The organism is Halanaerobium saccharolyticum, assembly GCF_003259895.1.
Classification (GTDB): domain Bacteria; phylum Bacillota; class Halanaerobiia; order Halanaerobiales; family Halanaerobiaceae; genus Halanaerobium; species Halanaerobium saccharolyticum_A.
Window position 1 is genome coordinate 17302 of the sequence record NZ_QLME01000022.1, and the last position, 21976, is coordinate 39277.

Sequence of the window (21976 nt, forward strand, 5' to 3'; positions counted from 1 at the left end):
GTGGATATTATATTAGTTGGTGGAGGTAAGTTGATTTATCATCTTGCAAAGAAATTAATATCTAAAGGCCACTTTTTAACGATAATAAATAAAGATAGGAAACTGGCTGAAGATTTAGCCAGAGAAATTAATGCGACAGTTGTGTTGGGAGATGCTACTAATAAGACTGTATTAGAAGATGCAGGGGCTTATAAAGCAGATAATTTAGTTTCTTTAACTCAAAAGGACCACAATAATCTTTTTATCTGCAAAATGGCAATGGAATATTTTGGTGTCGAAAGAACAACAGCTCTGGTCAACAACCCAGAAAATGAAGAGTTATTTAATACTTTGGGGATTACTGGCATCTTCAATATTACTGATCTAATCAGTTCAATAATTGAACAGAGTGTGTCTGCAGATGATGTAAGTAATTTAACAATGATTGAAGAAGGAAAATTAAGTATTTTTCAGGTGGAGGTATCTCCTAACTCAGAAGCTGTTGGCAAAGAAATAAAAGATATAGATTTACCGATGACTATCGTATTAGGTGGAATAATTCGTAATGGTGAAATTACAATTCCGCGTGGTGGTTCTCAAATTAAGTCTGGAGACAAAATAGTGATTATTTCGCTGCCCGAAGAACAGGCAGAAGCTATTAAAGTTTTTGGTGGTGAAGAATAAAATGAAATATAAAAATTTACTTATTTCTCGCTATTTCCTGATTTCAAAATATACTGGAATCATAATTATGTTTGCCGGGGCAGCTATTGCTTCACCGCTTTTATTTTTGATTGCATATCCAGAAGAGGCTGCTCTAGCGCCACATTTTTTGCTGGCAGCAGGGTTCTCAGTTCTGGTCGGTCTGGGACTCTATATTTATGGTAGTAAACATCAGGAAAAAGATGTCGAATTATCATTAAATGAAGGAAGTATCATAGTTATTTTTTCCTGGTTGGGAGCAATTTTCTTTTCGGCAATTCCCTTTATTACAATTCTTGATATGAGCTGGACAAATTCTATTTTTGAGGTTGTAAGTGGCTGGACAACTACAGGTTTATCTCTGGTAGATGTGACAACTGCTCCCAAATTAATATTAATCTGGCGCAGTATTATGCAGTTTTTCGGTGGTGCAGGTCTGGCGGTAATTGCTTTATCATCACTGCTGCCCGTGCACGGGATGGGGCTTTATATGGCTGAAGCCAGAAGTGACAAACTATTACCTCATGTCAAAAGATCAACGATGATGATTATGAAGATTTATACTTTTTATACAGCAGCCGGAATATTTTTATATTATATTTCTGGAATGCCGATGTTTGATTCAATTAATCATTCGATGGCAGCAATTTCTACAGGCGGGTTTTCTACACAACCGGATAGTATAGGTCATTATAATAGTCTTTCTATTGAAGTAGTAACCATTGTTTTAATGTTTTTAGGCACAATTAATTTTGCAACTCATTATACTTTGATTAAAGGAAAAATTAGAGTATTTTTTAAAAATGCAGAGATTCGCTTAATGATTACTTTATTTATGCTTTTAACACCAATTTTAATGTTTTTCTCTTTAAATAGCTTATATCCCAGATTAAGTGAAAATTTTAGGATCACTTTTTTTCAGATCATTACGGCTTTATCAACAACCGGATTTTCTACCATAGCTTTTGCCGGCTGGCCTCTATTTGCTAATTTTATTATCATTTTAATTATGCTGGTTGGTGGAGGAACAGGTTCAACTGCCGGTGGTATTAAGCAGTATAGGATCTATTTGATCTTTAAATCAATCTACTGGGAAATTAAAGAACAATTTTTACCCCGCAGAACTGTAAGCAGTAATTATCTCTGGCGGGGAGAAAATAAATTTTATGTCAAAGATCAGCATGTTAAGGAGGTAGCCAATTATATAATTTTATATTTATTTACTTTTTTTGTTGGAGTGGCGATTCATACTGCTTATGGATACTCTCTTTTAGACAGTATGTTTGAGTTTGGTTCTGCCTTAGGAACTGTAGGACTTTCGATTGGTTTAATTTCTCCTGAAGCACCAGCCGGTATTATCTGGACTCAAACTATTGGTATGTTTTTAGGAAGATTAGAGTTTTTCATTATTCTATATGCCGGGATTAAATTAGTTAAAGATGGAATTTATATTTCGAAACATGATTAATAAGATTTTAATTTGGTAGGAAAAATGGTTTAGTCGCTAATTAAATTTTCAAGAATAAAATTGAATATTTTAAACCGCTTAATTTCAGTTTAACTGAAAGTGGGGGACCCAATTTTGTGGCTAATCCTAGTTCAGGAGAGAGACCTTTTACTCTTAGCCCGTCAGCTAACCTCATCAGCTTATAAAAGGGAAGTAATTTGGATCACCTGAGTAAAATGAAAGTAGTTGATCTAAATTAAATTTCTTATTTATAAGTCACTTCAGTTAATCCTGTTGTGGCTTTTTTCTATATAATATAATAAGACAGGAGTGGTGTTAAATGGATTTAGGAAATATTATTTTAGGAGTTGTAACAATTTTTGTATTTATTTATCTTTCGTATGTTCTATTTTTTCCAACAAAGTTCTAAAAGGAAGGTGATATAATGTTAAATATATTAGCTTTAATTGTTTTTTTTGTTCTATTATTTGCTTTAATATATTTATTTGGAGAGTATATAGCCTGGATTTATAAAGATCAAACGAAAAGCAAGAGTAATTTGCCGGGAAAGTTGAAATTTATTAAAAAATTGGATAGACCATTTAAGTTTCTGGAAGCTAAAATATTTTTGGTTCTCAATATTGATTCAGATCAGGAAATGAACTGGAAGCAGTACTTATTTTCTTTACTGATCTTTAATGGTGTCTTATTTATCTTTCTGTTTCTAGTTTTTAGATTCCAGAACATTCTTCCTCTAAATCCTCTTAACCTGGAAGGTATGAGCTGGCATCAGGCTTTCCATACTGCAAGTACTTTTGTCAGCAATACAAATCAGCAGCATTATGCAGGCGAAACTCTATCTTATTTCTCACAGCTATTTGCTGTTGGTCTGGCAATGTTTTTATCTGCCGGTACTGGTCTGGCACTTGCTCCGGCTTTTACTCGAGGAATTCAGAATCAAGAAAATAGTAAGTTAGGAAATTTTTATGTTAATTTAATTAAAGGCTTAATTAGATTTTTACTTCCAGTTTCTTTTGTAATCGGAGTGATTTTAATTTCTCAGGGTTCACCCCAGTGGTTTGGTGGAGAGATAGTAGTTAATACAATTGAAGGAGTTAAACAGGCAATTCGAGTTGGCCCTGTAGCCGGGATAGAAGCAATTAAAACTCTTGGAACAAATGGTGGAGGTTTTTTTGCAGCTAATGCTGCTCATCCATTTGAAAACCCAACTATATTTTCCAACATGCTCCTTAATTTAATTATGCTGGCCAGTCCAATGGCAATTATTTATGCTTTTGGAATCTGGATGGGGAAAAGAAGACATGGAGTTATTTTGATTGGTGCTTTATTTGTTATTTTTCTTGGTCTTTTCTGGGTTACTGCAGCAGGAGAAATGCAGCCTAATAGAGCAGTAACAATGGCAGAAGAAAATTTGCATATAAATCAGAGTTTGGGTAATATGGAAGGAAAAGAAACTCGTTTTGGCAGCCTTTTGAGTTCACTCTGGGCGATTTCTACAACTTCAACTACCAATGGTGCAGTTAATAGTATGCATAATAGTTATAATCCTCAGGGTAGTGTAGGGCCATTCCTGGCAATGGCTATGAACTGCCTCTATAATGGACTTGGAGTTGGATTACTTAATTTAATGACCTATATCTTTATCTGCGTTTTTATAGCAGGTCTGATGATCGGTCGGGCTCCTCAGTACTTAGGTAAACGGATTGAATGGCGGGAAGTAAAAATCGCAGCTTTAATTATTCTTTTACTGCCTGTATTAGTTTTATTCCCAACTTCTATTGCAGTTATTACTGAAGCTGGAAAAGAAGCCATTCATAATCCTGGTTTTACAGGTTTTTCAGAAGTGCTGTATGAAATGTTTTCTGCAGGAGCCAATAATGGCAGTGGTATGGAAGGATTAATTGATAATACAATGTTTTATAATCTGCTCAATGGTGGTGCAATTTTAATGGGAAGATATCTTCCTATTTTTGGTCAGCTTTTAATAGCAGGTTATTTGTCTAACAAGAAAATTCGTCCTGAAACTGAAGGAACACTTAAAGTAGAAAATCTATCATTTCTGATTCTATTTGTTGGTGTAATGATTATTATTGGTGGCTTAATCTTTATGCCTGCATTAGCAGTAGGTCCAATTGCAGAAATGCTAAATGGAGGGATGTAAGATGTTCGATATAGATTGGGAACAGCAGTGGACAGCAATCAAACAGTCATTTATCAAATTGGATCCCGGATATTTAATTAAAAACCCGGTTTTGTTTGTAGTAGAACTCTGTACAATCCTGACAATAATATTAACTATTTATCCACCTTTATTCAATGGTCAGGAACCTACCTGGTATTATCTTACAATTACATTAATTCTGGTCTTTACTCTTTTATTTGCAAATTATGCCGAATCTCTGGCAGAACTCCAGGGTGAGGCTCATGCAGATAGTCTCAAGGCATTACAGGTAGAAAGTGAGGGGAAGAGACTAAAAAATAAGGATATTGAATTAGATGAGATAACTGAAGCTGATTATGAAGTTGTAGCTGGTGAAGATATAGAAAAAGGGGATTATGTTTTTGTAGAAAAAGGAGATATTATACCCCGTGATGGAGAGGTTGTTGAAGGTAGTGCTTCTATTGATGAATCAGCAATTACAGGAGAATCTGAACCTGTAATTAGAGAAAGCGGTGGAGATAGAAACTCGGTCACAGAGGGGACTGAAGTTTTAAGTGATGTACTTAAAATTGAAGTTACTGCTGCTGTAGGAGAGTCATTTTTAGATAGAATGATTGGTTTGGTAGAAACAGCATCCAGACAGAAAACTCCTAATGAAATCTCTATGACGTTGCTTCTGGCCAGTTTTACTTTCGTTTATCTGGCAGCTGTTGTTACTATGCGTTTCTTTGGTATGTATGTTGATATGAATGTTGATGTGGCAAATTTAATCGCTCTTTTAATTGGTTTAATGCCGACAACCATTGGAGCCTTACTGGCCTCGATTAGAATAGCCGGGATGACCAGAGTAACCAGAGAAAATATTATTGCTAAATCAGGTAAGGCAGTTGAATCAGCAGGAGATCTTGATGCTTTGATTTTAGATAAAACTGGAACAATTACAACTGGAGAAAGGATTGCGGAAGAATTTATTGCTGTTGGCAGTGAAGATAATGAATTATATAAAGCCTGTCTCCAGTCTTCATATTTTGACGAAACTCCAGAAGGCCGTTCAGTAGTTAACTTAGCTCATGATCTGGATGTTGATGTGGATGAAAGCGAGCTGAAAAAGGAAAATTTTGTGGAGTTTTCTGCTAAAACCAGAATGAGTGGTATTGATCTGCCTGATGGTACTGAAGTTAGAAAAGGTTCCGTAGAAGCGGTTGAGGAATATGCAGATGAGATTCCAGATGGTTTAACAGATAAAGCACATGAGATAGCAGATAGTGGTGGAACTCCTCTGGCTGTAGCAGTTGATAAAAGAATTCTTGGTTTGATTGAGCTCCAGGACGAATTGAAAATTGGAATTAAAGCCAGAATTCAGGAACTGCAAGAAATGGGTGTCAAATGTATTATGGCAACCGGTGATAATGAGAGAACTGCCCGTTATGTAGCTGAGCAGGCTGGTATAGATGAATATTATTCGGAGTTTAAGCCAGAAGAAAAAATTGAACTGGTTGAAAAAATACAGGAAACAGGAAAATTAATTGGTATGACTGGTGATGGAACAAATGATGCTCCTGCTTTAGCTAAAGCTGATGTAGGACTTGCTATGCAGGCTGGAACCAATGCTGCTAAGGAAGCTGGTAATATGGTTGACCTTGATTCTGATCCGACCAAGTTAATTGAGGTAGTTGCTATTGGTAAGCAGCTTTTAATGACCAGAGGTTCTCTAACAACCTTCAGTATTGCCAATGATATTTCCAGATATTTTGCTCTGGTTCCTGCAATTTTCAGTGCCGGAATACCTGCTTTACAGCAGATTAACTTTATGAATTTATATTCACCACAGAGTGTAGTAATTGCTTCTTTAATTTATAATTCACTGATTATCCCTTTCTTAATTCCACTGGCCATGAAGGGTGTGGATTATAAAGCGGAGAGTTCTTCTAAATTACTGCGTAAAAATCTATTTCTTTACGGTGGAGCCGGTTTAATTGCACCATTTATTTCTATTAAATTAATTGATATGCTATTAGTAATGCTGGGGGTGTTTTAAATGAGTGTTAAGAAAAATTTATTAACAGCTATTAAGTTTATTTTAGTGTCATTACTGCTTTTTTCAATAATTTATCCTCTGCTGCTTGGGGGAGTTGGACAGCTTTTTGCTGATAAAGCAGAAGGAAGTATAATTTATCGGAATGGAGAAGCTGTAGGATCACGTTTAATTGGTCAAAATTTTGAAAGTGACAGTTATTTTATCTCCAGACCTTCTTCAATTAATTATGATGCCTCTATTTCTGGTAGTGATAATCTTGCTGTTTCAAATCCGAAATTACAGCAGAGATTGGCAGTTGACTTAGAGGAAATTGAAGCAAAATATGATCCTGAGAATACTGCAGTACCTGTTGATCTAATTACTGAATCAGCTTCGGCACTGGATCCACATATTTCTCCAGAGGCAGCCTATTTTCAGGTTGACTATCTCAGTCAGAATACTGGTCTTGCAGAATCGGAGCTAAATTCTTTGATCAGTGAACATACTGAGGGAGCATTATTAGGCTTATTTGGAGAAAGCAGAGTTAATGTGCTGGAATTGAATCTTGCTCTAGAGGAGGTATTAGATTAATGAATGATAAATTAAAAGAAAACTGGCCCGGATATAATAAAATCCTGCTTCCTTTAGGTCATAAAGCTGATATCAACAATTTAACTGATCTAGCTTCTTATATTATTGATCGAAAAAAGGGAGAGGTCAAATTTATTCATGTTATACGTGAAGGAAGTTATATAGATTTACCGCGTGAATGGAGAGAAGGAGCAAAGAGAGTTACAGAAAGTCACCATAAAATGATGACTTATGGGATTCACAGTGATCGAGAGATTGTAACTTCTAAAACTATAAAAAGAGGGATTTTAGAGACTGCTTTTGATATGGAGGCAGAAGCTATAATTTTAGGCTGGGGACCCAAGCCTGGAACTAAAATTTCCAAAATGGCTTCAAATATAATGGATAATTTTCACGGGGATGTGATCATCTATAAAAATAGAGTTGATATTGATCAGACCAAAAGAGTAATGTATCCAGTAGCCAAAGAACCTTCTACAAGCAGACTGAATTTAATTAAACATATAGTACAGGAAACAGGGGCTACTCTAACTTTGGCCCATTATGTAGATAAAAGAGATGGAAGCCGTCAGAAAGGAAAAGAAGTACTGGCATCAGCAAAAGAAAAAGCTCTTGAATTTAATATTGATGTTGAGACAATGATGTTGGAGGGGGATTCTCTAGCAGCAAGTATAAAAAAAGCTACAGAAGATTTCGAACTGCTGGTTATCGGGCCTTCTGGAGACTGGTGGGTTTATCAGACAGTATTTGGTCGCACAACTGATAAGATTGCCGAGGCTGCTCAGTGTTCTGTATTACTGCATAAGTATAAAAGTGAAGATGAATAAAAAACAGCCAGCGTCTTTCTGATTTCACAGAAAAATACTGACTGTATATAAAATATTCTATTAAAGACTGTAAAGGCTTATTTTGCCTGACGCAGTCTTTTTATTCTTTCTGCAGTTGGTGGATGGGAACTAAATAATTTGGCCATTCCCTCACGCGATAGTGGATTTAAAATAAACATATGGGCTGCTGCTTCATTGATCTGCATCTGCTGACCACCCTGACTGTAGCGTTCCATTTTCTCCAGAGCGCTGGCCAGACCTTCAGGATTGCCGGATATTTTGCCACCAGTTTCATCAGCAATATATTCTCTGGAGCGGGAAATTGCCATTTTAATTAAAATAGCTGCCAGAGGTGCAAAAATAATCGCAGCTAACTGTAATAAAGCTCCAGCTCCATTATTACGACGACGGCCACCAAAGATCATTCTAAATCTTCCTATTCTGGACAAAAAGGCCAGGGCACCAGCCATTACAGCTGCCATAGTACTAATTAGAGTATCTCGATTTTTAACATGAGCCAGTTCGTGGGCGATTACTCCTTCCAACTCATTTTCATTTAACAATCTAATTAAGCCCTGAGTGACTGCAACAGCAGCATGTTCAGGATTTCTTCCGGTTGCAAAAGCATTTGGCTGATTTGATGGTGTTAAATAAATATCTGGCATCGGCATTTCAGCATTCTGAGTAAGTTTTTTAACTATCCTATAAATTTCAGGAGCTTCACTTTCACTTAAGGGCTTGGATTTTGTCATTTTGATTGCAATCTTATCACTATTCCAGTAGCTGATAAAGTTAATTGCCAGGGCAAAAATAAAGGCCATTACAATTCCATCTTCACCGGCAATCATTCCTCCAAAAAACATAAATACAATTATTAAAGCAAACATCAATAAAAATGTTTTTGTGCGGTGCATATTAGTATTTCCTCCAATTTTCAATTTTAATTAAAGACTATAATTAAATTCGATCTAATATAATTTTACAGTAAATTTACCTGCTATACAAATTAAAATTTGATGAGAAAATAAGCCTTAAAATAGAGGAATTTATTTATCTTTGTTTAAATATGGATATAACGATAAAATATTATTTGAAGGTGGCTAAAAAGAAGAAGCAGATCTTCCTGTAGTGGGAAATCTGGCCAGGTTAATTAAAGAAATTGATAATGAGTAAGAAAAGTTACTTAAATTTTTAATATTAATAATCCTACCTACCTAGAAAGGGGGGTTAAATTTTGGATGCTGCAGCTATAACAATTATATTTATTGTTCTTTCGGCGCTGATAGCGGTTGTCATTAGAAAAATAAAGAAAGATAAATGTTTAAAAGATTTTAGAGATGATATAGTAACTTTAGAACTTTTAAATGGGCAGCAGTATAGAGGTCAATTAAAACTTAAAAGCTCGGGTTTAAAATTTAATTATCCAGAGTTAATTGAAGATGAACAAAAACTTAAATTTCTCAGTTTTTTGCTTTATAAAAATGAATATCCTGATATTCAGGCAGTAGTGCGTTATCATAAGGATTTAACTGAAGAAGGTAAGAAGTTGAGAGAAAAAGATTTCAAAAAAACATTTCAGCCCTCTCGTTGGAGAAAGTTCAGGAGATCAGTCTTGAATTTCTTAAAAATTATCAAAGATGCTGTTATTGAAATAATAAATATGATGACCAGTCACCTTTCCAAAACAACACCCGTTGGAGCAGCTATCAGCAGCAATGACAGCCAGGTTAATAAAATGAAAAATGAGGTTTATAGTTTAGTTGAAACTTCTTATGAGCCGCTGCTTGAAGATTATATAGGTGAACGAGTAATTTTGGAATTAAAGCAGGGTAATGACTGGGTTAAATATAATGGAGTTTTAAAAGATTATACGGCAGAATTTATTGAACTTATAGATGTGGATTATGGGACTGAGGAAATTGGTAAAATCGATGCTGATTTGATTGTCCTCAGAAAATATGGGATAGTTCGCAACTTAAGTAAATAAAATTTGAATAAATTATTTTTAACAATATAAAGAAGGAGTGGTTTTGATGCCTTATATTAAAGTACAGACTAATCAAAAAGTGGAAAAGGAAAAAGGACTATTAAAGAAGTTATCTGCTGAAATGGCAGAACAGCTGGGAAAACCAGAATCATATATTATGACAGCACTGGAAGCTGAAACTAGAATGACTTTTGGCGGCAGCACAGAAAAGACAGCCTTTATTCAGGTAAAAAGCATTGGTTTAAAAGAATCAATGACCGAAGAACTATCTCAATTCCTCTGTCAATTTCTTGAAACAGAATTAGAAATTGAGCAGGACAGAATATATATTGAATTCGCAGATGCTCCAGGTGCAATGTGGGGCTGGGATGGCGGTACATTTTAGTTGAGGGGGTAGCTAATGGCAGCACTGATTACAGGCTATTATGTAGAAAAAAATTATATTAAAAAATTAGAAAATTTAACAGAAGAAGTTTCTAAAAAAAGTGAAGATTCTTTTAGCTGGTATCACCTCAATGTTCTGGAGGAGGAGGCGAAAAACTGGTTAAAAGAGGAGAGCGGCTTATCTGATATTGTGATTAAAGAATTAATTTCAGAAGAAACCAGGCCCCGTATTTTAAAAGATGAAGCCGGGATACTTCTTAATTTGAGAGGGCTAAATTTAAATCCAGATTCAGACGAAGAAGATATGGTCTCACTGCATATGTGGATTGAGCCAGGAAGAATAATTACCACCCGCAGTGAGCGTATATTTACAATTGATGATATCAATCAAAGCTATCAGAAGGGTAAAGGTCCCAGAACAACTGCTGATTTTCTGATTCAAGTGATTGATGGGATAAGCAATAGAATTAGTGATTATATTTATGATATTGAAGAACAGATTGATGAGATGGAAGAAGAAGTTTTAACTGCAGAAAGATCTAAACTGCGCTCGCTGATTTCAGAAAAAAGAAGAGAAGCAGTTATTATTCGCCGCTATATAGTACCTCAGCGGGAGTCGATGGCCCGGCTTTATAGAGAAAAAATAGGCTGGCTGGATGAGGATGATAAAGAACACATTTATGAGTTTTCCAACCGTGCAATTCGTCAGATAGAGGAACTAGATACTATCCGTGATCGAGCAGCACTGGTCCAGGAAGAATTAAATAATAAGATAAATGATCAGATGAACCGAACTATGTATATTCTCTCTATTGTCGGTAGTATCTTTTTGCCGCTGGGATTTCTGACCGGTTTATTTGGAATAAATATTGGGGGAATGCCTGGTACTGAAAGTAATACAGCTTTTGCTATTTTTTCAATAATAATGGTTTTGATCATCGGGGTTGAGTATTGGCTGTTTAAAAGAAATGACTGGATTTAACTTGTATTTATATATTTCTAGCAGAATAATTGCTGTATAATTCAGAATTTTTCTTGTAAAATGATTATCAATGTACTATAATTAGTTAAACATAAACGCGGATAATTTAAATCCGAGTTAAAAAGATGGTAGTTTTGATCATCCCAATCCCGAATATAGATAACTGTTGATTAAGTCTTTAAAGGAGGCCAAAATGTTAAAAAATAAATATATATTTATTTTCATAACTGCTGCTTTGTTGTTTAGTCTCTTAACTAATCCGGCAGCTGCTCAGGATGACAGCCTTAATATCGCTATTCCCGGTAGAGCTCAGACTCTTGATCCGGCTTATCTGCAGCGGGTTTTATCTGACTGGCCGGTAATGAATTCAGTTTTTAATGGCTTGGTTAAATATGAACCAGGAACTTTTGAGGTAGTACCAGATTTAGCTGAAGAATGGGAAGTCTCGGAAGATGATACTGAAATTACCTTTCAGTTAAAAGAGGGGATAGAGTTCCATAAAGATTATGGAGAATTCACAGCTGAGGACGTTAAATTTTCTTTTGAAAGAATAATTGCAGAAGATGCAAATTCACCAGAAGCACAGTCCTTTAGCAATTTAGAACGAGTTGAAATCGTTGATCAGTATACAGTTAAATTAATTTTAAGTGAACCTATGGGTCGACTTTTCACTTCAACTCTTCCTTTTAATGCTGGTTTAATTGTCAGCAAAGAGGCAGTTGAAGAGATGGGCAGAGAAGAATTTGCCAGTAATCCTATAGGTACAGGGCCCTATGTATTTGAAGAATGGGATGTCAACAATAATATAACTCTGCAGAAAAATGAAAATTATTTTGAAAGAGAAGCGGACTATGGAGAGATTGTTTTTATGCCAATGTCTGACCCTACATCTCAGGAACTGGCTTTACAGTCAGGGGAGATTGATATTGGCCAATTAACTCTCGATAATTTTGATCAGATAAGTCAGATGGAAGAATTTGAAGCTGAAATTTATCCAGATCTGGCAATCCAATATGTTGCATTTAATACCAGTAAAGAACCACTAAATAATGAGAAATTACGAGAAGCTTTAAGATATATAATTAATCCAGAGGAAATTCTGGTTGGAGCTTTTGCTGGCAAAGCGGAAAGAGCATATTCTATTTTACTTGAAGATATGACCGGTTACTGGAAGGCACCCTCATTTGATTTAGATGAGGCTGGAGAAGAGCGTGTCTGGGAACTGCTGGCAGAAGCCGGTTATCCTGAAGGAGAAGGGCTTGAGCTTGAATATGTTACTGATGCTACTGAAGAAAGAAGATTGATTGGGGCTTTGATTCAGGATCAATTATCTCGCTTTAATATTGAGTTAAATGTTGAGGCATTGGAAGTTGGTCCAAAAATAGACCGCTGGCAGGAAGGTAGTTATGATATAACCTATGCCAGGTTTACTAATACAGTTGATCCAGGTTATAATTTCCAGTGGAATTTAACTGATCAGATAGGTAAATGGAATTTATTCCACTGGTCAAATGAAGAATATGATAGACTCTGGCAGGAAGCTGAGACTACTCTGGATACTGATTTGCGGGCTGAAAATTACGAGGAAATGCAGAAGTTGATGCATAATGATTCGATTGGAATCTGGGTTACTCATGGAGTTAAAACACCTGCCTGGACTACTGAAGTTGATCCGGTCTTTTCTCCAGATGGAGTAGTTCTCCCCTGGTTAATTACCAGTAGTGAAGAATAAGAAGTTATTAAAAAGCTGCAGCACCTGAATCTGGATTTAAATATTCAGATTCAGGTTTTATCTAAACAATTATTTTAGAGACCCATAGTTTTAATTAAACCAAAAAGCTTTATTCTTTTAAATTTAAAAGCTGGAGGATTATTATATGTTTATCTATATCACAAAACGCCTCTTATGGGTGATTCCAACTATTTTAACAGTTTTATTAATTTTATTCAGCCTCAGTTATTTACTGCCGGGAGATCCAGCGGACATTATACTTGGCCCCAGAGCCACTCCAGAAATGGCAGAGGAACTTGAGAGCCGGCTTGGACTTGATAAACCCTGGTATCAGAGTTATCTGCTTTATCTGCAGAATATAATTAAGGGAGATCTTGGAACTTCAATTTTTAGAGACCGCTCTGTTTTAGGAGTAATTGCAGAAGTTCTACCTTATACCATTGTTTTAACTCTTGCGGGGATGGGACTTGCTGTTTTTAACGGAATTTCTATTGGGCTGCTGGCTGCTAATTATAATAATAGTTATTTAGAAAAATTTTTAACCCTCTTTTCATTTATTACAGCTTCAACTCCGACCTATATTGCCGGAGTCTTATTGATTGTTATTTTTTCAGTTAATTTTAATCTAATACCTTCAATTGGGATTGGTGAGGGTGGGACTTTAAGCAGTCTGCATCACTTAATTGGACCGGCTCTGGCGCTTTCAGTTGGCTGGACAGGTTATATTGCTCGCTTAACCAGAAGTTCAATGCTCGAAACCCTGGATCAGGAATTTATCCAGACTGAAAAATCTTTTGGTATACCTCGCTATTATATACTTTATAAATATGCTTTAAAAAAAGCAATCAAGCCAATTATTGCAGTAATTGGACTTGGAATCGGAAGGCTGCTCGGAGGAGCTGTGTTTGTGGAAGTGATTTTTAATCGTCCGGGTTTAGGTAGATTGATTGTTGATTCAGTTAATGAGCGTGATCTTCCTTTAGTTAGAGGAGGAGTTTTAGTTGCTGCCCTTTTATTTGTAATTGCTAATTTAATTGCAGATATCTCATATGCCTATTTTGATCCCAGAATCAAACAAAAATAATCAGCTGGAGGTTGAAGATGTTTAAAAGCCAGAAGTTTTTTCGCTTCAAAAAAAAGACGATCAGAGTGATTAAAATAATGAAAAAAGATTATAAAGCCTATCTGGGTGGTTCAATTATTATGCTGATTTTAATTTCGGCTATTTTTGCTCCCCTGATTGCTCCTGCTGATCCTTATGAAACTAATGTGGCTAAAAGGCTGGAAGGTCCCAGTCTGGAAAATTTATTGGGGACTGACAGCCTGGGTAGAGACATTTTAAGCCGTCTAATTTATGCAGCTCGCCCTGCAGTTCTGGTTTCTTTTGGGGGCATAATTCTTTCATTAATTATTGGCATAATTCTGGGACTATTAGCAGCCTATGTAGGTGGTATACTGGAAAATTTAATTTTATTTATTTTTGATGTAATTCGTGCGTTTCCTCCAATAATTTTAATTTTAGTTTTGCTTTCTATAGTGGGTCCTTCACTGTTGAGTGTTGTAGTTATCCTGGGAGTCACTATTATGCCCCGCTACGGAAGGGTAGTCAGAGCAGATACTCTGTCTGAAAAAGAAGAGGATTTTGTTGAGGCAGCCAGATCACTGGGAGCTGGTAATTCACGCATAATTTTCAAGCATATTCTGCCCAACATTTTTGCCTCAGTCCTTGTCTTGAGTGGAATGGATATGGCTTCAATGATTATGTGGGAGGCAGGACTTTCCTTTTTAGGACTGGGATTACAGCCTCCTTTGAGCAGCTGGGGAGTAATGCTGCAGGAGTCATATCAGTATATTCAGACTGCCCCCTTAATGATAGTCTGGCCTGCTCTGGCAATAATGTTAACTATGCTTGGTTTTTCGACTTTTGCAGAGAGCCTGCGGGTAGCTTTAAATCCAAAATTGAATCAGGAGGTATAAAGTCTGATGCCGGATAAAATCTTAAAAATAAATAATTTAGCAGTTGAATATAAAAATAAGGGCAGCTATTTAAGGGTGCTGGAAGATATAAATCTGGAACTTGACAGTGGTGAGATTCTGGCTCTGGTCGGAGAAAGTGGTTCCGGAAAGTCGACTTTAGGGAAAACAATCTTAAGATTACTGCCGGATTCAGCCAGGATAAAAAAAGGTAGTATATTTTTTAAAGGTAAAGATATCTGCAATTTATCCGAAAAAGATTTCAATGATCAGATTCGGGGCCAGGAAATGGCAATGGTAATTCAAAATCCACAGAATGCTCTTAATCCAGTCTTTAAAATAGGAACTCAAATCCTTGATGTTCTATATTTTAAGTCTAAAAAACAAAAGAGTCGGAAAGAGTTAAAAAAAGAAGCCGTTCAAATTTTAAAAAAAGTTGGTATTTCAGATCCAGAATATCGATTCAACGAATACCCCCATCAATTTAGTGGCGGCATGAAACAGCGGGTAATGCTGGCTATGGCATTTATCTCAAATCCATCTCTTTTGATTGCAGACGAGCCAACAACAGCTCTGGATTTGACAGTAGAGGCCCAAATTTTAAACTTATTATCTAATCTGGTAGATGAATACAAAACATCTATACTATATATCAGTCATGATTTGGGAGTTGTTGCCGGTTTAAGTGACAGAATTGCTGTGATGTATGCTGGTGGTATAGTAGAGGTTGCTCAGACCAGAGAATTATTTGATCAACCCAATCATCCTTATACAGAGGCACTTTTAAAGTGTCTGCCGGATTATCAGCAAACAGAGGAGCTGCAGACTATTCCGGGAGAGGTTCCTGATCCCGGCAATTATCCGGAAGGCTGTAAATTTCATCCCCGCTGCAGCTATAGTTTTGATCGCTGTCGTCAGGAAGTGCCCCTGCTTAAAGAAATTGAACCAAATCATTTTTCAGCCTGTTTTTTAAATGACCGTTAAGGAGATAAAAAAATGGCTTTAGTTGAAGTTAAAAATTTAAAAAAATATTTTGTTAATAATGATGGCCTGCTTTATAAACTGGCCAATAAGGGTCCGATTAATGTCAAAGCAGTTGATGATGTAAGTTTTAAGATTGAAAAAGAAGATACTCTGGCTGTAGTTGGGGAAAGCGGCTGTGGAAAGACAACTGTGGCTCGATCTGTTTTGAGACTAATCGAACCAACTGCAGGAGAGATTCTGTATAAGGGAAAATCAATTAATGATTTTAATAAAAAGGAACTAAAAAATTTTAGGTCAGATGCCCAGATGATTCTACAGGATCCCAGGTCTTCCTTAAATCCTCGTTTTATTGTCGAAGAGATTGTTTCGGAACCATTATATATTCATGATCAAATTGATGATGATTATAATTTACTGGACCGAGTCTGGGAGCTGCTTGATATGGTGGGACTTGCTAAACGATATTCGGAACTTTTCCCCCACGAATTAAGTGGTGGTCAGGCAAGAAGAGTAGGAATAGCAAGGGCCCTTGCTTTACAGCCGGAGTTTATAGTCTGTGATGAACCAACTTCTGGTCTTGACATTTCAATAATGTCTGCTATTTTAAACCTGATGAAAAAATTGCAGCAGGAATATCAGCTGACCTATCTCTGGATTTCTCATAATTTACATGAGGTAAGATATATCAGCAATAAAGTGGCAGTAATGTATCTGGGTAAAATAGTTGAGATTACAGATACTGACACAATTTTCAATAATTCAGTCCATCCTTATACAGAGGCCCTGTTTTCTTCCTTAAGAGGAGTTAATGATGACTGGAATTATAAAGAGCGCGAGATTATAGAGGGAGAAGTACCAAGTCCGATTAATCCACCTTCTGGCTGCAGTTTTCATCCCCGGTGTAAATATAGTTTTGATAAATGTAAAAAGATTGAACCAGAACTCGAAGCAGTTGAGGCAGGTCATTTAGCTTCCTGTCATTTATATAATTAGAATTAAAGTTGAAAAGGAGATATTTTAGGTATATGAAAACTTCAAGAAAAACAGATTATGCAGTTCATGCATTGATGATATTAGCAAGAAATAAAAAGGAAGAACTATCTGTTAAAGAACTGGCAGAGATAGGAAATGTATCTTCATCTTATCTGGCTAAAGTAATGCAGAGCTTATCGGCAGCTGGAATTGTAAGTTCAGCTGAAGGGAAAAAAGGTGGCTATACTTTAAATAGAGCTGCTGAAGAGATTAACCTGGCTCAGATAGTGGAGCTTTTTGAAGCAAAAGAAAATGTTTTTGAATGTGTAGATGAAATCCGTGGCTGTAAAATTACAGATAGATGTAAGATCAATCGTGTGTTTGGGAAGGCCTATCAAAAAATGCTGGCTGAACTTGAACAGACAACTATTAAAGACATTATTAATCCTGAAATTATTTAAAAGAAAGGATTTGATATGATGGAAACTCCGAAGATCGAAATTTATACAAAAGAATGGTGTCCATACTGTAGACGTGCAAAGTCAATGCTGAAAAGTCTGGGGCTTGAATTTACTGACTATGACATAACTGATAACGAGGAACTCCAGCAGGAAATGGTAGAGCGTAGTGGCAAAGAAACTATTCCGCAAATATTTATTAATGATCAAAAAATTGGCGGTTATGATAGTCTAATTGAAAAGGTAAGTACAGGTCAGCTGGATGAGATGATTGAATTTGAAAGGCCAAACTGCAGTGAAAAAGACTGGGATGTGGCCGTGATTGGGGCTGGACCGGCTGGTATGACGGCAGCGGTTTATGCAGCTCGAAAAGGTTTGAAGGTTCTTCTGGTAGCCAGAGATATCGGAGGTCAGGTTTTAGAAACTGATACCATCGATAACTATCTGCCTGAATATGGAACCACTGGACCGGATCTGGTGCAGGACTTTTTAACTCATCTTCGTAATTATAATATAGATACCCTTTTTGGAGAAGAAATACTGGACATCAAACACGAAGAAAAAGGACATACTCTAGTTACCAAAAGTGAAAAAGAAATCGAGACTAAAGCTGTTATTATTGCTGCTGGAACCAAAAAGAGACATCTTGGAGTGCCGGGAGAACATCAGTTAAAAGATAAGGGCGTAAGTTACTGTGCTACCTGTGACGGCTTTTTATATGAAGATCAGCCGGTTGCTGTTGTTGGTGGGGGTAATTCTGGCCTGGAATCTGCTCTTGATATGGCCAAAATTGCAGCTGAAGTTTATTTAATCATTAGAGGAGAGCAGCCATCTGGCGATAAAAGTCTGCAGGATAAGGTGGATAACTCAGATAAAATAGAAATTTGCAAATCCTATGAGACGACTGAAATAAATGGCGATCACGAGGTTGAATCTGTTAAAATTAAAAATACAAATACAGGTAAAGAACTTGATCTTGCTGTTAAAGCAATTTTTATTGAGATTGGTTTAATACCAAATACAGGTTTTGTCTGTGAGCGGCTGGAGACAAATCAGAAAAACGAGATTATTATTGATAAAAATAATCAGACAAGTATAGAAGGAATTTTTGCTGCCGGTGATGTGACAGTTATTAAAGATAAACAGATTGTAATTTCTGCTGCTGAGGGAGCAAAGGCGGCTCTGAGAGCTAATGAGTATTTGAGTTAAAATTAAAAATTTGTTTTAAAAGGTTGTATTTCTTTTTACTAAATACTCGGATATTTAAATTCCGGATTAAAGATAAATGATATAGATGTATTTGATTTAACTTACGAAAACAGTATATTTTACTAAACTTAAGGTGGATTTGTATTTTCAAATTTGGAAAGGCGATAATTATCTTTGAGCAAAAAAGGAGGAAAAAATAAAATGAAAAGAAAATTAGGTTTAGCAGCAGTTATTGTTCTGGGACTTTTTTTACTAGCAGCATGTGGAGGTAATGGGGCAGATCAAAATCAGGAAGAAGCAGCTGATACGGTTACAACGGCTTCAATAGTAAGTGAAGCAGAGGAGTTCAGACAGGCTATTAGTGAGGATGGAACCTGGATAATTGCCACTCTAAATGATTTGAATTTTGATGAGGAACTTGTTGTTGAGGGAACTTTCTATAATGGTGGTGACTCGGAAAATGATATTTATCGTAAAATAGCAGCTTATGCTCAGGATGATGAACGCAATGTAACAGACAGGTATACAATTACAGCTCCTCAGATGACTATTAACAGTCCTAATACACGATTTCAGGGCGGTGTTTTTGAAGGAGATATAGTTGTAGAAGCTAATGGATTTACACTCTATGATGCAACAGTTGAAGGAAACATCTATTTTGCCAGTGAAGAATTTCAGGAATCTGCAGAGATCGCTGAAGATAGTGAAGTTACAGGTGAGATGGAAGTTCAGTAATAAGTTAAAAATTAATCTGATTTAAATATCACTACTCAAACTCCGCATTTGTAAAAGCATAATTTATAAGCGGAGTTTGAGTATTTAAAAAGGAAATTTAATCTATGGGTGCTCTTCTTTGCTGCAAATTTATCCATAGGCAATTAGTTTAGAAATACATAGTGCAAAATTACTTGTTTTAATAAATCTGAAATGTTAAAATTTTTATAAATAACAATAGATAAAATAGAAAATAAGGTTGGTGCTTACAATGAGTAGAGATTTAAGTCTTTTAACTGATTTTTATCAATTAACTATGGCCCAGGGATACTGTAAAAAGGGCAAAACAGAAAAAGCAATTTTTGACCTTTTTTACCGGGAAAATCCCTGTAATAATGGATATGCTGTTTATGCAGGTTTAGAACAGTTTGTTGAATTTGTGCAGGATTTAAAATTTAAAGAAGATGATATTCAATATTTAAGAAGTCAGGGATTTAATGAAACTTTTTTAGATTATTTGAGAAATTTTGAATTTACAGGGGATATTTATTCAGTGCCAGAAGGTAGTGTTGTTTTTCCGAATGAACCACTGCTTAAAGTAGAAGCCCCAATTTTACAGGCCCAGTTATTAGAAACTCCCCTTTTGAATTTTATTAACCATCAGGCATTAATTGCTACTAAAGCAGCCAGAATAACTGAGGCAGCTCAGGGGAAAGATGTGCTGGAGTTTGGTCTGCGTCGGGCACATGGACCTGATGCAGGAATCTATGGAGCCCGGGCTGCAGTAATTGGTGGCTGTGCTGGAACTTCCAATGTTTTAACCGGTAAGAAATTTGGAGTTAAAGTAAGTGGTACTCATGCTCACAGCTGGGTAATGAGTTTTGAAAGTGAATTAGAAGCTTTTCGGACCTATGCTGATAATTTTCCAAATAGTGCTATACTCTTAGTAGATACTTATGATACTTTAAAATCAGGTGTTCCCAATGCGATTAAAGTTTTTAAGAAGATGAAAGAGAAAGGAATCGAATCAGATCTTTTTGGAATTAGACTTGATAGTGGAGATTTAGCCTATCTTTCTAAAGAAGCCAGAAAAATGCTTGATCAGGCAGGTCTGGAAGAGGCTGTGATAGTTGCTTCTAATAATCTTGATGAAAATATTATTACATCACTAAATTTACAGGGAGCTCAGATTGATCTCTATGGTGTCGGAACTAAACTTATTACATCTTATGATTGTCCGGCCTTTGGTGCAGTATATAAGATGAGCGAATATAACGGTCAGCCTAAAATAAAACTTTCTGATAATATTAAAAAGATGACTAATCCCGGTAATAAAAAATTATTAAGAATTTACGATAAAGATTCTGGCGAAATTAGAGCTGATTTAATTAGTCTGCAGCAGGAAGAAATTAGTGAAAATCAGGATTTAACTCTTTTTGATGCCAGAGATACCTGGAAAACTACCACTTTAAAAAAAGGTAATTATCGACTTAGAGAAATGATGAAACCAATTTTTAAAAATGGAAAACTGGTCTATGATTCTCCCTCCGTAGCTGAAATTAAAGAGTATGTAGAGCAAGAAAAGGATAGTCTGGGAGAGGAATATAAGAGATTAACAAATCCTCATATTATGAAAGTAGATTTATCAGATCAATTATTTAACTTAAAATCAAAACTAATAGAAAAAAATAAAATGGATAAGTAGATTTTACCTGGTAAAATAAAATGTTAGGGGGTAAATTATGACGATTAGTAAAAAGGAAAGAGCAAAAGGTGCTTTGATGGGTGCGTTTATCGGAGAAGCTCTGGGTGTTGGCCCTCACTGGTATTATGATTTAGAAGAAATGCGCGCAGAATATGGTGAATGGATAGATGATTATACAGAACCAAAATCTGATAGATATCATGGAGAACTGGAAGCAGGAGAAATATCACAGCCGGGAATTATATTAAAGATGATGGCTGAACATTTAATTGAAAATGACGGTTATGATCAGGATGCTTTCTGTAAAATGATGGATCAAGATTTTTTGCCTGAAATTTCCGGAAAGGCGATGGCTGGTCCTGGAGGTTATACAAGTCAGTCAATGCGGCATCTCTGGCGGGCCAGAGTTGAAAAAGAACTGCCCTGGGATCAGGTAGCAGGTAATGCAGATACAACTGAATCAATTGAAAGAAATATTGCTCAGGCTATTTTCTATGCTGATGATCTTGAGTCATTAAGTTTAAATATAACGGCAAATACTGCTCTTATTCAATCTGACAATTTAATTGGATCTTTAACTGTGGCCTTCAGTTCAGTGCTGGCATTTTTGATCCAGGGGGAAAGCCTTGATCCAGAAATTTCCACTAAATTAATGCAGGCTGTTGACCAGGGAAAGCTGCCTTTTCATAAGGTAACTTCGGGTGATTTAAATCAACCTCCCAAAAATAACATGGTTAAGGAGTCAGATCTTTATGGTGAAGGAATGTTTGCATCTCCTGATGCTTTGCTTTCTCCGTCTTACATGGCTCGAGCAGCTCAGGATAAAGAAATAGTAATTGAACCAGCCTGGAAAGCCTCTATAGTTTATGGTATGCCCTGTGCTATTTACCATATGCTGCCTGCCGTTTATTATTTATCTGCAAGATTTAAAGATGATTTTGAAGCTGGAGTTCTGCATGCTTTAAATGGTGGAGGTCAGAATCAGGTAAGAACTATGCTGACAGGTGCTTTGATTGGAGCTCAAGTTGGATTTTCTAAAATTCCCAGAAGATTTATAAAGGGACTGCAGCAAAAAGACGAACTACTTGCTCTGAGTGATAAGCTGGCCAAAAAAGTATAGGAGATAGATT

At 36.1% G+C, this 21976-nt stretch carries 21 protein-coding genes and 1 riboswitch; of the genes, 20 read left to right on the plus strand and 1 reads right to left on the minus strand.

Annotated features, from left to right (window positions below; translation table 11 throughout):
- The 7 genes from C7958_RS12145 (at window position 1) to C7958_RS12175 (ending at window position 7745) form a co-directional block, all read left to right on the plus strand.
- A complete protein-coding gene (locus C7958_RS12145) occupies window positions 1-663 on the plus strand; it encodes a potassium channel family protein (protein WP_111572945.1) in 663 nt (220 codons plus the stop codon).
- Between the two features lies 1 nt (window position 664).
- Window positions 665-2149, plus strand: a complete 1485-nt coding sequence (locus tag C7958_RS12150) for a TrkH family potassium uptake protein (protein WP_111572946.1) — start codon at window positions 665-667, stop codon at window positions 2147-2149.
- Window positions 2150-2214: 65 nt separating this feature from the next.
- Window positions 2215-2344: riboswitch (cyclic di-AMP (ydaO/yuaA leader) on the plus strand.
- Between the two features lie 124 nt (window positions 2345-2468).
- The gene (locus tag C7958_RS12155; RefSeq protein ID WP_111572947.1) at window positions 2469-2558 is read left to right on the plus strand and encodes a potassium-transporting ATPase subunit F; all 90 of its coding nucleotides are present in this window, start codon (window positions 2469-2471) and stop codon (window positions 2556-2558) included.
- A gap of 15 nt (window positions 2559-2573) precedes the next feature.
- Window positions 2574-4310, plus strand: a complete 1737-nt coding sequence (gene kdpA, locus C7958_RS12160; RefSeq protein ID WP_111572948.1) for a potassium-transporting ATPase subunit KdpA — start codon at window positions 2574-2576, stop codon at window positions 4308-4310.
- 1 nt (window position 4311) lies between these two features.
- Window positions 4312-6348, plus strand: coding sequence for a potassium-transporting ATPase subunit KdpB (kdpB, locus tag C7958_RS12165; protein ID WP_208320760.1), 2037 nt, complete (start codon window positions 4312-4314; stop codon window positions 6346-6348).
- Window positions 6349-6918: a potassium-transporting ATPase subunit KdpC gene (gene kdpC / locus C7958_RS12170; RefSeq protein WP_111572950.1), complete on the plus strand. Its 570-nt coding sequence runs from the start codon at window positions 6349-6351 to the stop codon at window positions 6916-6918. It begins immediately after the preceding gene.
- On the plus strand, window positions 6918-7745 hold the full coding sequence (locus C7958_RS12175) for a universal stress protein (protein WP_111572951.1): 828 nt from the start codon (window positions 6918-6920) through the stop codon (window positions 7743-7745). The genes kdpC and C7958_RS12175 overlap by 1 nt, the downstream gene beginning before the upstream one ends.
- A gap of 77 nt (window positions 7746-7822) precedes the next feature.
- Here C7958_RS12175 and C7958_RS12180 read toward each other — a convergent pair whose 3' ends face one another.
- Window positions 7823-8659 (minus strand): zinc metalloprotease HtpX, encoded by an 837-nt coding sequence (locus C7958_RS12180; protein ID WP_111572952.1) that lies wholly within the window; start codon window positions 8657-8659, stop codon window positions 7823-7825.
- 320 nt (window positions 8660-8979) lie between these two features.
- On the opposite strand from C7958_RS12180, the gene C7958_RS12185 reads away from it, so the two are divergent.
- From C7958_RS12185 to C7958_RS12245, 13 genes are all read left to right on the plus strand, one after another.
- Window positions 8980-9732, plus strand: a complete 753-nt coding sequence (locus C7958_RS12185) for a hypothetical protein (protein ID WP_111572953.1) — start codon at window positions 8980-8982, stop codon at window positions 9730-9732.
- Between the two features lie 46 nt (window positions 9733-9778).
- Window positions 9779-10117 carry a phenylpyruvate tautomerase MIF-related protein gene (locus C7958_RS12190; RefSeq protein WP_111572954.1) on the plus strand — a complete coding sequence of 113 codons (339 nt, stop codon included), beginning with the start codon at window positions 9779-9781 and terminating at the stop codon, window positions 10115-10117.
- A 15-nt stretch (window positions 10118-10132) separates the two neighbouring features.
- Window positions 10133-11098, plus strand: coding sequence for a zinc transporter ZntB (locus tag C7958_RS12195; RefSeq protein WP_111572955.1), 966 nt, complete (start codon window positions 10133-10135; stop codon window positions 11096-11098).
- 193 nt (window positions 11099-11291) lie between these two features.
- Entirely contained in the window at window positions 11292-12830 is a 1539-nt protein-coding gene (locus tag C7958_RS12200) for an ABC transporter substrate-binding protein (protein WP_111572956.1), read from the plus strand.
- Between the two features lie 145 nt (window positions 12831-12975).
- Complete coding sequence (locus C7958_RS12205; RefSeq protein ID WP_111572957.1) at window positions 12976-13914, plus strand: ABC transporter permease; 939 nt, start codon at window positions 12976-12978, stop codon at window positions 13912-13914.
- 17 nt (window positions 13915-13931) lie between these two features.
- Entirely contained in the window at window positions 13932-14807 is an 876-nt protein-coding gene (locus tag C7958_RS12210) for an ABC transporter permease (RefSeq protein WP_111572958.1), read from the plus strand.
- A gap of 6 nt (window positions 14808-14813) precedes the next feature.
- Window positions 14814-15788 (plus strand): ABC transporter ATP-binding protein, encoded by a 975-nt coding sequence (locus C7958_RS12215; protein WP_111572959.1) that lies wholly within the window; start codon window positions 14814-14816, stop codon window positions 15786-15788.
- A 12-nt stretch (window positions 15789-15800) separates the two neighbouring features.
- Window positions 15801-16781: an ABC transporter ATP-binding protein gene (locus tag C7958_RS12220; protein WP_111572960.1), complete on the plus strand. Its 981-nt coding sequence runs from the start codon at window positions 15801-15803 to the stop codon at window positions 16779-16781.
- A gap of 32 nt (window positions 16782-16813) precedes the next feature.
- Window positions 16814-17221, plus strand: a complete 408-nt coding sequence (locus tag C7958_RS12225) for an RrF2 family transcriptional regulator (RefSeq protein ID WP_111572961.1) — start codon at window positions 16814-16816, stop codon at window positions 17219-17221.
- An 18-nt stretch (window positions 17222-17239) separates the two neighbouring features.
- Entirely contained in the window at window positions 17240-18427 is a 1188-nt protein-coding gene (gene grxC / locus C7958_RS12230) for a glutaredoxin 3 (RefSeq protein WP_111572962.1), read from the plus strand.
- 201 nt (window positions 18428-18628) lie between these two features.
- On the plus strand, window positions 18629-19162 hold the full coding sequence (locus C7958_RS12235; protein ID WP_111572963.1) for a hypothetical protein: 534 nt from the start codon (window positions 18629-18631) through the stop codon (window positions 19160-19162).
- A gap of 250 nt (window positions 19163-19412) precedes the next feature.
- Window positions 19413-20846, plus strand: a complete 1434-nt coding sequence (locus C7958_RS12240) for a nicotinate phosphoribosyltransferase (protein ID WP_111572964.1) — start codon at window positions 19413-19415, stop codon at window positions 20844-20846.
- A gap of 37 nt (window positions 20847-20883) precedes the next feature.
- A complete protein-coding gene (locus C7958_RS12245) occupies window positions 20884-21966 on the plus strand; it encodes an ADP-ribosylglycohydrolase family protein (RefSeq protein ID WP_111572965.1) in 1083 nt (360 codons plus the stop codon).
- Window positions 21967-21976 lie beyond the last annotated feature (10 nt).